General features: G+C 61.4%; 9 protein-coding genes. All 9 read left to right on the top strand.

Features of this window, described 5'->3' with window-relative positions; all coding sequences use genetic code 11:
- The first annotated feature begins 181 nt into the window (after nucleotides 1-181).
- The 9 genes from pyrH (at nucleotide 182) to lpxA (ending at nucleotide 9,509) form a co-directional block, all read left to right on the top strand.
- Entirely contained in the window at nucleotides 182-904 is a 723-nt protein-coding gene (gene pyrH / locus NKJ40_RS12000) for a UMP kinase (protein ID WP_023674934.1), read from the top strand.
- Between the two features lie 96 nt (nucleotides 905-1,000).
- Nucleotides 1,001-1,555, top strand: coding sequence for a ribosome recycling factor (gene frr / locus NKJ40_RS11995; RefSeq protein WP_084640965.1), 555 nt, complete (start codon nucleotides 1,001-1,003; stop codon nucleotides 1,553-1,555).
- 32 nt (nucleotides 1,556-1,587) lie between these two features.
- A complete protein-coding gene (locus tag NKJ40_RS11990) occupies nucleotides 1,588-2,310 on the top strand; it encodes an isoprenyl transferase (RefSeq protein ID WP_023674936.1) in 723 nt (240 codons plus the stop codon).
- A gap of 3 nt (nucleotides 2,311-2,313) precedes the next feature.
- Nucleotides 2,314-3,147, top strand: coding sequence for a phosphatidate cytidylyltransferase (locus tag NKJ40_RS11985; protein WP_352466272.1), 834 nt, complete (start codon nucleotides 2,314-2,316; stop codon nucleotides 3,145-3,147).
- A 105-nt stretch (nucleotides 3,148-3,252) separates the two neighbouring features.
- A complete protein-coding gene (gene rseP, locus NKJ40_RS11980) occupies nucleotides 3,253-4,395 on the top strand; it encodes an RIP metalloprotease RseP (RefSeq protein ID WP_352466271.1) in 1,143 nt (380 codons plus the stop codon).
- Between the two features lie 217 nt (nucleotides 4,396-4,612).
- Nucleotides 4,613-6,967: an outer membrane protein assembly factor BamA gene (gene bamA, locus NKJ40_RS11975; protein ID WP_352466270.1), complete on the top strand. Its 2,355-nt coding sequence runs from the start codon at nucleotides 4,613-4,615 to the stop codon at nucleotides 6,965-6,967.
- A gap of 179 nt (nucleotides 6,968-7,146) precedes the next feature.
- The gene (gene lpxD, locus NKJ40_RS11970; protein WP_352466269.1) at nucleotides 7,147-8,205 is read left to right on the top strand and encodes a UDP-3-O-(3-hydroxymyristoyl)glucosamine N-acyltransferase; all 1,059 of its coding nucleotides are present in this window, start codon (nucleotides 7,147-7,149) and stop codon (nucleotides 8,203-8,205) included.
- Complete coding sequence (gene fabZ, locus NKJ40_RS11965; protein WP_023674942.1) at nucleotides 8,198-8,662, top strand: 3-hydroxyacyl-ACP dehydratase FabZ; 465 nt, start codon at nucleotides 8,198-8,200, stop codon at nucleotides 8,660-8,662. Before lpxD ends, fabZ begins: the two co-directional genes overlap by 8 nt.
- Before the next feature lie 13 nt (nucleotides 8,663-8,675).
- A complete protein-coding gene (gene lpxA / locus NKJ40_RS11960; RefSeq protein WP_352466268.1) occupies nucleotides 8,676-9,509 on the top strand; it encodes an acyl-ACP--UDP-N-acetylglucosamine O-acyltransferase in 834 nt (277 codons plus the stop codon).
- The last annotated feature ends 1 nt before the right edge of the window (nucleotide 9,510 follow it).

Below are 9,510 nucleotides of genomic sequence, written 5' to 3'. Positions count from 1 at the left end.
TTCCGGCCCGTCCGTTCTCACCCCCTCTTTTTTGCGGGGGGTTGGGGGCGGGAACCCGGGGCCCCGTTCATAACATTCGGGCGGGGGGGGCGGGTATCTTGCGGGGCGCCCTTCGTGTATCGGAACGCCCAGTGTTTCGGGGCGCACCGAAACGCGTCACACGCACGATGACGAGGACCAGATGACGGTGAAGCCCCTCTACCGACGTGTCTTGCTGAAAGCATCGGGCGAAGCGTTGATGGGCGAGCAGCATTTCGGCATCGACGTATCGGTGGTCGACCGCATCGCCGCCGACATCGCCGAGGCCCGCGCACTGGGCATCGAAGTCGGTGTCGTCATAGGCGGCGGCAACATCTTCCGCGGCGTCGCGGTTGCCTCGAAGGGCGGCGATCGTGTTACCGGTGACCATATGGGCATGCTCGCCACCGTCATAAACTCGCTGGCGCTACGCACCTCGCTCAACAAGATCGGCGTCGACGCCGTGGTGCTGTCGGCGATCGCTATGCCCGAGCTTTGCGAAAGTTTTTCGCAGCGTCAGGCGACCGCCTACATGAACCAGGGCAAGGTCGTTATCTTCGCCGGCGGCACCGGCAATCCGTTCTTCACCACCGATTCGGCTGCAGCCCTTCGCGCCGCCGAGATCGGCGCCGATGCTCTGTTCAAGGGCACCCAGGTCGACGGAGTCTATTCGGCTGATCCCAAGAAGGACCCGCACGCGACACGTTTCGAGCGGATCAGCCATGACGAAGTCATCAAACGCGGGCTTTCGATCATGGATACGGCGGCGATTGCACTTGCGCGCGAAAACAACATTCCGATAATCGTCTATTCGATCCACGAGAAGGGTGGTTTCGGCGATATCCTGAGGGGCGGCGGCCGTTGCACGGTTGTCGCAGACGATTGACCGAACCATGAACCCGAAAGGGACCGGTTGCGGATGAGGCTCGAACAGGGCTTACCCTAAGCAGTGAACCCGGGTTAACGGGTCGAGGAGACGATGATGAGTGGCGAATACGACGATCTCAAACGGCGCATGGACGGGGCGATCGCCGCGTTCAAGCATGATCTGGCTTCGCTGCGCACCGGCCGCGCGTCGAGCAACCTGCTCGATGCCGTCCAGGTGCAGGCCTATGGCACCACCATGCCGATCAACCAGGTGGCAACAGTGTCGGTGCCGGAACCGCGCATGATTTCGGTTTCGGTCTGGGACAAGTCGATGGTCAGCGCAGTCGACCGTGCCATCCGTGAAGCCAATCTCGGCTTCAATCCTATCGTCGACGGTACCAATCTCAGGATTCCGCTGCCCGAGCTCAACGAACAGCGCCGCAAGGAGCTGGTCAAGATCTCCCACGGTTATGCCGAGAATGCCCGCGTCGCCGCACGCCACGTTCGCAGGGATGGCATGGACTTTCTGAAAAAGGCAGAAAAGGACGGCGACATCAGTGAGGACGACCATCGCAAACGGGCCGACCAGGTTCAGAAACTGACCGACGAGACAATCAGCACCATCGACCACCTGCTTTCCGACAAGGAAGCGGAAATCATGCAGGTCTAGGGTCTGGCCACGGCTGGCCCGGAAGCGAGAACATGGCAACGCCCGCGCATGTCGCGATCATCATGGACGGAAACGGACGCTGGGCCAAGGCGCGCGGCTTGCCGCGGCTGGCCGGTCACCGCGCCGGCGTCGAGGCGCTGCGCAAGACAGTGCGCGCCGCCCCCGGCCTCGGCATCTCCTTCCTGACCGTCTACGCTTTTTCGTCGGAAAACTGGTCACGGCCGAAATCCGAAGTCAGCGACCTCATGGGCCTGCTGAAGCTTTTCATCCGACGTGACCTCGCCGAGCTGCATCAGAGTGGGGTGCGGATCAGGGTCATCGGTGACAGGGCAGGGCTGCAGCCCGACATAAGGGGCCTGCTCGAGGAAGCCGAAACGCTCACTCTCAGCAACGAGGCGCTGACACTGGTCATTGCCTTCAATTACGGCGGGCGCGATGAGATCGTGCGCACCGCGCGCAAGCTCGCAGCGGCGGTGGCGCGCGGTGAGATCGAGAGCGAGGCGATCACGGCCGATTCCTTTGCCAGCTCGCTCGATACAGAGGGCATTCCGGACCCGGAACTGGTCATCCGCACCAGCGGCGAGCTTCGGCTGTCCAATTTCCTGTTGTGGCAGGCAGCCTATAGCGAGCTCGTTTTCCTGCCTTGCTACTGGCCCGACTTCAGTCGCGAGCACCTGTCCGATGCACTGCGCGATTTCGCCGGCCGCGAGCGCCGCTTCGGCGGACTTGCCGCCCAAGATGTCGCCTCAGGCTGAGGAATGAGCAACCTTCAGCTCCGGGTCATTTCGGCCGTCGTGCTTGCCATCGTCACGCTTGGCCTGACCTGGCTCGGCGGACTGCCCTTCCGGTTGCTTTGCGCTGCCATGGCGGCGGTGATCTTCTACGAGTGGACGCGGATGAGCCGCCCCGTTGCGCCGGCAGGTGCTAATGGTAGGGCAGGTCTCGGCTTTCTGCCCGAGGCGCTGATCGTGGTCTTTATTGGTGCCCTCGTCGCCGGCCTGCCTGCGTCTTTGCTGCTGCCGCTCGTCGCGGCTCTGGTTGCTGTCGCTGCCGTCGCGGCTTTCATGCGCAGGGCAGGACCGTGGGAAGCATCCGGCCTGGCCTATGCGGCCGCGTCCGGCCTGTCGCTGGCTTTGCTGCGCGACGGCGACCTTTCCGGGCTGCTAGCCATTCTGTTCCTATTCGCCGTGGTTTGGGCGACCGATATTTTTGCCTATTTTGTCGGCCGCTCCGTCGGCGGCCCAAGGCTGGCGCCGTCGATCTCGCCGGGCAAGACGCGGAGCGGGGCGCTCGGTGGGGTGGTCGGCGGCGTAGTGGCCGGGCTGCTTCTGGCCGCCGTAGCCGGAACGGGCAACCTCGTCGTGCTTGGCGTGGTCGCACTGGTACTTTCGATCGTCGCGCAGGCCGGCGATCTGTTCGAATCATGGGTCAAGCGACGCCACGGCCGTAAAGATTCCGGCACGCTGATACCCGGCCATGGCGGCATCATGGACCGGGTCGATGGGCTTGTCGCGGCGGCTTTCGCCCTATACGTCATCGGCTGGATTGCCGCGACCGCCGATCATCCGGCACAGGGGCTGTTTCCGGTTTGAGCGGCATCGTCGGTGGGCCGGGCGCGGGGCTGCGTCATGGATTCGCCTGGATTGATGTCACAGTCGCGGCGTGATCTGTGCCGTAGATGAATTTGAGGGCATGAATTGAACGAGATTCTTCACGCGGTTTTCAGCACAGAGGGCTTTGTCCTCGGCACGCTGGTGCCTTTCCTGTTCGTGCTGACCGTGGTCGTTTTTGTCCACGAAATGGGCCATTACCTCGTCGGGCGTTGGTGCGGTATCGGCGCAAAAGCTTTCTCGATCGGTTTCGGCCCTGAGATCATAGGCTTCAACGATAGCCGCGGCACGCGCTGGAAGCTTTGCGCCATACCGCTCGGCGGCTACGTCAAGTTCGTCGGCGACATGAACGCGACATCGAGCCAGCCCAGCTCGGAGGAGATCGAGGCGCTGAGCGATGAAGAACGCAAGGTTGCCTTCCACACGCAGCCGATCTGGAAGCGGGCGGCGACCGTCGTGGCGGGGCCGCTGTTCAACTTCCTGCTGACGATCGCCGTCTTTGCCGTGCTATTTTCCGTCCATGGCCGGCCCGTGCTGGAGCCGATGGTGGCTGAGGTCACCGTCGGCAGTCCGGCCGCCGCGGCCGGCATCATGCCCGGCGACCGATTCGTCAGCGTCGACGGCAGCAAGGTCGAGACCTTTGCCGACGTCCAGCGTCTGGTCTCTGGCCGCGCCGGCGACAGCATCACCTTCGTCATGCTACGCGCCGGCAAGGAAATCACCGTCACGGCGACGCCGCGCTTGATGGAACAACAAGACGTACTGGGCAACAAGGTCCAGGTGGCCGTGATCGGCGTCGTCAACAACAAGGAACTCGGCCAGCCACGGCTGATCACCTATAGTCCGGCCGGGGCGGTCGGGGCAGCGGTCCAGGAAACCGGACACGTCATCCAGCGTACCGGCCAGTTCCTGCAACGTTTCGTTGTCGGTCGCGAGGACAAGTGCCAGCTGGGCGGCCCCATCAAGATCGCCAAGATGTCGGGTCAGGCGGCAAAGCTCGGCTTTGAATGGCTCGTGCAGCTTGTTGCATTCCTGTCAGTCGGGATAGGGATTCTCAACCTTTTGCCGATTCCCCCCCTCGACGGAGGGCATCTTCTGTTCTACGGCGTGGAGGCTGTCATCCGGCGGCCGGTGTCCGAACGCATGATGGAAATGGCTTACCGAAGCGGCCTCATATTGGTGCTCGGGTTCATGGGCTTTGTTTTCTGGAACGATCTGTTTGGGTGCTGAAATCATGAAGGAATTTGGCTTCGGCACGAGCAATGTTGAGACGCCGTTTACCATGCGTGGGGATATGCGTGACGCGAAAGCCACGCCGCAGGGTTAAGTAAATACAAATTAACCAGAAGCCTTGCGTGTAGGGAAAATCCGGTTAATACGGTAGGGGAAATTACCGCACGTCCGGTTTTCTCGCCGTGGGGACTTCGAGAAAAGGTACAAAAGCCCGATGAAGGCAGCATCCAAGTTTCTGAGCGCCGCGTCCGCGGTGGCTATGTCCGCCGCTCTGGTTGTACCAGGCGCGCTCGCAGTGCAGTTCGTTGCCACATCGGCCGCCGAGGCGGCTGTCGTCTCCAGAGTCGAAGTCACCGGCAATCAGCGTGTCGACGCGGACACCATCCGCAATTACGTGACGATCAAGCCCGGCAAGGCGTTTTCCAGTTCGGATATCGACGATGCGGTCAAGGCGCTGTTTGGCACCGGGCTGTTTTCGGATGTGCAGATCAACCAGGTCGGATCGACGCTGGTCATCAAGGTGTCCGAATACCAGGTCGTCAACCAGGTGCTGTTCCAGGGCAACAAGAAGCTCAAGGACAACGCGCTTGAGGCCGCGGTGCAATTGAAGCCGCGCGGCACCTTCTCGCAACAGCAGCTCGATGCCGATGTCGAGGCGGTCAAGGCCGCATACCGGCGTATCGGCCGCGACGACGCCGCCGTGACCACCCAGATCATGGATCTCGGCGACAACCGCGTAAACGTGGTCTTCAACATCAACGAAGGCGGCCGCACCCAGATCGCAGCCATCAATTTCGTCGGCAACAGCGCCTATTCGAGCCGCCGGCTGTCGGACATTATCTCCACCAAGCGCTCGTCCTTCCTTTCGTTCGTGCTGCGCGACGACGTTTATGACGAGGACAAGCTGCGCGCCGACCAGGAGCTGCTGCGCCGCTTCTATTACAATCACGGCTATGCGGACTTCCAGGTCGTCTCGGCCGTCGGCGAACTCGACGACACCACCAACAAATACACCGTCACCATCACGGTGCAGGAGGGCGAGCGTTATACGTTCGGGGATGTCAGCGTCGAAAGCACGATCCCCGAGGTCGACAGCAAGTCGCTTGAATCAGTAGTCGAGACCCACAAGGGCGATGTCTACAACGCCAAGAACGTCGAGGACACGATCATCGCGCTGACCGAGAAGGTGGCTGGGTCCGGCTATGCCTTCGCCCAGGTGACGCCGCGCGGCGACCGCAACTTCGAGAACCACACGATCTCGGTCGTCTATACGGTCGACCAGGGTACCAAGGCCTATATCGAGCGCATCGAGATTCGCGGCAACGATCGGACGCGCGACTACGTCATTCGCCGCGAGTTCGATGTCAGCGAAGGCGACGCTTTCAATCAGGTCCTCATCCAGCGCGCGAAGAGGCGGCTGGAAGCGCTCGATTATTTTGAGAAAGTCGAAATCTCTACCGTTCCGGGTTCTGAGCCGGACCAGGTTGTGCTGGTGGTCGACGTGGTCGAGAAATCGACCGGTGAGTTCACCGTCGGCGCCGGTTATTCGAGCGGCGGTGAAACGTCAGGTCCGTCCGTCGAAGGCTCCATCAGTGAGCGCAACTTCCTCGGTCGCGGCCAATTCATCAAGGTGGCGGCGGGCGGTGGCAAGAACTCGCGCGACTACAGCTTCTCTTTCACCGAACCCTATTTCCTCGGACGCCGCATCGCGGCCGGCTTCGACATCTACAAGCAGAGCCGTAACTACGACCATTACGACAGCGACACGACAGGCGCGACCGTTCGCTTCGGCCTGCCGATCACAGACAATATCTCGACGCAACTCGCTTATAATATTGCGCAAGAGAAGTACGAGTTCGATGAGGGCTGCGACCCATCGGCCGGTTGCGACGTGTCCCAGGCGATCCAAAACGGCGTTAACGAGAGCCCATGGCTCAAGTCTTCGGTCAGTCTCGGCCTGATCTACAATACGATCGACGACATGAAGAACCCGCATGACGGTATCTATGCCAATGTCGGCACGGAAGTGGCAGGCCTCGGCGGCGACGCCAAGTTCATCAAGGTTACGGCGCGCGGCAGCATTTATCAGACCCTGTCCGAACAATTGGATCTGGTGGGCCTCATTTCGGGCGGCGCCGGTCATGTCCAAGGGTATGGCAACGGCGATCTGCGCGTCTTCGACCATTTCCAGAGCAGCGACCGTATGATCCGCGGTTTCGAATATGGCGGCATCGGCCCGGTTGCTTCGGACAACAGCAATGACCATCTCGGCGGCACCACCTACTTCAATGCCTCGGCGGAAGCGCAGTTCCCGCTGCCGGTCATCCCCGAGAGCTTCGGTTTGCGCGGCGCTGTGTTCGCCGATGCGGCAACGCTCTACGGCAGCAAAATCGCAAGTGGCCTTGTCAATTCTTCGACAACCGGCATGGAATGGCGCGCTTCCGTCGGTGTCGGTTTGATGTGGGCATCGCCTTTCGGCCCGATCCGCATCGACTATGCGATCCCGGTCAAGAAGGAAAAGACCGACGACGTGCAGGAATTCAACTTCGGCATATCGACCCGCTTCTGATGCGTGGGTAACGATGCTTCCGGCTCGTTTGGATCCGGATGGCAGTGATCCGAAACTACAGCGCAGCGCGTCCTAGCGGACGCGCGAAGGACGTTGTAGCACTTTGATTTGCGCATGATCCTTTCCGAGGATCGATTTCCGATTTCGGGGTCATGCGCTAGCTGGATATTGCTTCTGGAATGACCGATCCGGTGTTCTTCGCGCCATCACGCCGGTATACGGCCGGCGAAGTCGCGAATCTGACCGGCTCGATACTTGTCGATTCCGGTCTCTCCGATGTATCGATCGAGGCTCTGGCGCCCGCCAACGAAGGCGGCGAGAACGCGCTTGTCTTCGTCGATGGCAGGCGCAATTTCGCGCTGATGCAGGCACTGCGGGCGGCAGCGGTTCTCTGCCCTGCCGAATTTGCCGGCAAGGCGCCGGCGGGCATCGCGGTGCTGGTGCATCCGCGCCCGCAGCAGGCTTTCGCAATGGTCGGGCGCCTGCTTTTTCCGGCGGCTGCAACGCCTGGACCGATGACCGGCGAAACCGGTATCTCGCCGCACGCCCATATCGATGCGACCGCCCATGTCGAGGCAGGTGCGATCATCGAAGCGGGTGCGGTCATCGGACCGCGCGCTGCCATCGGCAGCGGGACCGTCATTGCCCCGCATGCGGTCATCGGTCCGTCCTCTCAGATCGGTCGCGACGGCTATGTCGGTCCAGGTGCCAGCGTGCAATATGCGTTGATTGGCAATCGCGTCATCATCCATGGCGGTGCCAGGATCGGCCAGGATGGCTTCGGTTTCGTGGCCGGCGCCAAGGGTCCGGAGCGGGTTCCGCAGATCGGCCGCGTCATCATCCAGGACGACGTCGAGATCGGGTCGAATACGACCGTCGATCGCGGCGCCATGTCCGACACGATCATCGGCCAGGGCACCAAGATCGACAATCTGGTGCAGATCGCGCACAACGTTCGCATCGGCCGCAATTGCATAATAGCCGGGCTTTCGGGTATTTCCGGTTCCGTGACGGTAGGCGACAACGTCACTATGGGTGGCGGCGTCGGCCTTGCGGATCATTTGACCATCGGGTCCGGGGCCAAGCTTGCGGCAAGAAGCGGGTTTATGAGCAATGTGCCTGCCGGTGAGATTTGGGGAGGATATCCGGCGCAGCCGATGGCGGAAGCCATGCGCGAGATAGCGGCCTTGCGCAGACTTGCACGGACGCGCAAACAGGGTGAGGGGGGAAATGGCTGACATCGCAGCGGCGACGCTCGAAGCGGTTGACATAATGCGGCTGATGAAGCTCCTGCCGCACCGCTATCCGTTCCTGATGATCGACCGTATTGTCGACATAGATGGCGACGAATCCGCCATCGGCATCAAGAACGTCACCATAAACGAGCCGCATTTCCAAGGTCATTTCCCCGACCAGCCGGTCATGCCCGGCGTGCTGATTATCGAGGCGATGGCGCAGACGGCCGGCGCCATCTGCATCCGCAGCCTCGGTACGGAAAAGCCGTCGCTGGTTTATTTCCTGACCATCGACAATGCCAAGTTCCGCAAGCCGGTCGTTCCAGGCGACCAGTTGAAAATTCATGTGAAGAAAATCAAGAAACGCGGCAATCTTCTCAAATTCGCTTGCGAGGCCCTCGTCGATGGCGCCAAGGCGGCGGAAGCCGAGATCTCGGCGATGATGGTCGCAAGCGGCTGACAAACGAATGCTAATGAAAATCCAGACAGTCATCCATCCATCGTCGGTCATCGAGGCAGGCGCCCAAATCGGCGAAGGCGCCCGCATCGGGCCCTTCTGTCACGTCGGTTCCGACGCCGTGATCGGCGACCGCGTCGAACTGGTCAGCCATGTCTCGGTGATTGGCGCGACCACCATCGGTGCATCGACCAAGGTCTATCCGATGGCGATACTGGGCGGGCCGCCGCAGAACACCAAGCACAAGGGCGGCCGTACGACGCTGGTGATCGGCGAGAACTGCACGATCCGGGAAGGCGTCACCATGCATGTCGGCACCGATTCCAGCCGCGGCGAGACGACGATCGGCGACAACGGCAATTTCCTTGCCTATGCCCACATTGCCCATGACTGCGTGGTCGGCAAGAACGCCACCTTCGCCAATCAAGCGACGTTAGGCGGGCATTGCGAAGTCGGTGACAATGTCTACATCGGCGGCCTTACCGCGGTTCATCAGTTTGTACGCATCGGCGATAACGCCTTTCTCGGCGGCTGCTCGGCGATCGTCGGCGACGTCATTCCCTACGCCATCGCCGTTGGCAACCGTGCCAGCCTTCGCGGCCTCAACATCATTGGCCTGAAGCGCGCCGGCTTGCCGCGTTCGGAGATCCACTTGCTGCGCAAAGCCTATAAGACGATCTTCGATCGTTCTCGGACCGTCGGCGAAAACATCGAATTCGCCAAGGCGGAGTTCGCCTCGTCGCCGACTGCCATGAAGATCGTCGATTTCATCGCCGGTCGCGGCAAGCGGCACTATGCCGTGCCGTCGCTCAAGGGTGGCGACGGCGACGATACCGATGATGAAGACTGAG

It is taken from the genome of Mesorhizobium sp. M0119, from assembly GCF_040322615.1.
Classification (GTDB): Bacteria; Pseudomonadota; Alphaproteobacteria; order Rhizobiales; family Rhizobiaceae; genus Mesorhizobium.
The sequence above is the reverse complement of the archived record's forward strand: the minus strand, read 5'-3'. Positions and strand labels throughout refer to the sequence as shown.

Coding starts and splice junctions, on each gene's coding strand:
- pyrH (WP_023674934.1), top strand. CDS start 182: ATGACGGTGAAGCCCCTCTACCGACGTGTCTTGCTGAAAGCATCGGGC.
- frr (WP_084640965.1), top strand. CDS start 1,001: ATGAGTGGCGAATACGACGATCTCAAACGGCGCATGGACGGGGCGATC.
- NKJ40_RS11990 (WP_023674936.1), top strand. CDS start 1,588: ATGGCAACGCCCGCGCATGTCGCGATCATCATGGACGGAAACGGACGC.
- NKJ40_RS11985 (WP_352466272.1), top strand. CDS start 2,314: ATGAGCAACCTTCAGCTCCGGGTCATTTCGGCCGTCGTGCTTGCCATC.
- bamA (WP_352466270.1), top strand. CDS start 4,613: ATGAAGGCAGCATCCAAGTTTCTGAGCGCCGCGTCCGCGGTGGCTATG.
- lpxD (WP_352466269.1), top strand. CDS start 7,147: ATGACCGATCCGGTGTTCTTCGCGCCATCACGCCGGTATACGGCCGGC.
- fabZ (WP_023674942.1), top strand. CDS start 8,198: ATGGCTGACATCGCAGCGGCGACGCTCGAAGCGGTTGACATAATGCGG.
- lpxA (WP_352466268.1), top strand. CDS start 8,676: ATGAAAATCCAGACAGTCATCCATCCATCGTCGGTCATCGAGGCAGGC.